The 1,262-nt window shown below is 74.5% G+C and carries 1 protein-coding gene; it reads left to right on the forward strand.

Annotation, left to right across the window (positions count from 1 at the left end):
• The coding region (locus tag NWP10_RS12000) for an HAD-IC family P-type ATPase (RefSeq protein ID WP_258301054.1) at positions 1-1,247 on the forward strand (1,247 nt) is incomplete at its 5' end.
• Positions 1,248-1,262: the final 15 nt, after the last annotated feature.

Here is a 1,262-nt window from a genome sequence, read left to right on the forward strand (position 1 = left end):
CCCCCGAGGCCCTGCTGGGCGACCCCGACGCCCAGCCGGGCGAGGCCGGGACCGGCCGGGACGACGTCGCCGCCGTGCGCGCCCAGGCGGACGCCCTCTCGGACGAGGGCCTGCGCGTGCTGCTGCTGGCCCGCACCGGCGCGCCCCTGACCGGGGACGCGCTGCCCGCCGGACGCGTCCCGGCCGCCGTCGTGACCTTCCGCGAGAACGTGCGCCCGGACGCCGCCGAGACCCTCGGCTACTTCCACGCGCAGGGCGTGCGCACCGTGGTGATCTCCGGGGACAGCCCCCGCACCGTGGCCGCGGTGGCGCGCGAGGTCGGCATGGACGTGGCCGGCCACGCCCGGGACGGCCGGACCCTGCCCGAGGACCCGGACGCCCTCGCCGACGTGATGGCCGAGCACCACGTGTTCGGCCGCGTCAGCCCGGACCAGAAGAAGGCCATGGTGGAGGCCCTGCAGTCGCGCGGGCACGTGGTGGCCATGACCGGCGACGGCGTGAACGACGCCCTCGCCCTGAAGACCGCGGACCTGGGCATCGCCATGGGCAACGCCGCCCCCGCCACGAAGGCCGTCTCCCGGATGGTGCTGCTGGACGGCCGCTTCGACCGCCTGCCCGCCGTGCTCGGCGAGGGCCGCCAGGTGATCGCGAACATGGAGCGCTTGGCCCACATCTACCTGACGAAGACCACGTACGCCCTGCTGTTCGGCGTGGTGTTCTCCCTGCTGGCCTGGCAGTTCCCGCTGCTGCCCCGGCAGGCGTCCACCGTGGACTTCATCATGATCGGGCTGCCCACGTTCTTCCTCGCCCTGCTGCCGAACCCGCGCCGCTACGTGCCCGGGTTCCTGGGCCGGGCGCTGCGCTTCGCCATCCCCTCCGGCGTGGTGATCCTGCTGTCCATGGTGGCGCTGCAGGTCTACGTGCGCCTGGCCGCCGACCACGTGGACCTCGCCCAGCAGCAGACCGCGTTCATGATCACCCTCACCCTCGTGGGCCTGTGGGTGCTCAGCGTGATGTCCCGGCCGCTGACCCGCCGCGTGGTGCTGCTCGTGCTGGCCATGTACGCGGTGCTGGCCGCCGTCGTGCTGGTGCCCGCCTCCCGCTGGTACCACCAGATGGAGGTGCCGCCCGCGGACGTGCTGGTCGCCGCGCTGGTGATCGCCGCGGTCGGCTGCGTGCTGATCGAGGTGATCCACCAGGTGCACCGCCGCCACGTGGCGCGGGTGCTCGCCGCCGCCGGGGCCTGAGCGGCGCCCCGCCTC

It is taken from the genome of Micrococcus sp. HG099, assembly GCF_024723355.1.
GTDB lineage: Bacteria > Actinomycetota > Actinomycetes > Actinomycetales > Micrococcaceae > Micrococcus > Micrococcus endophyticus.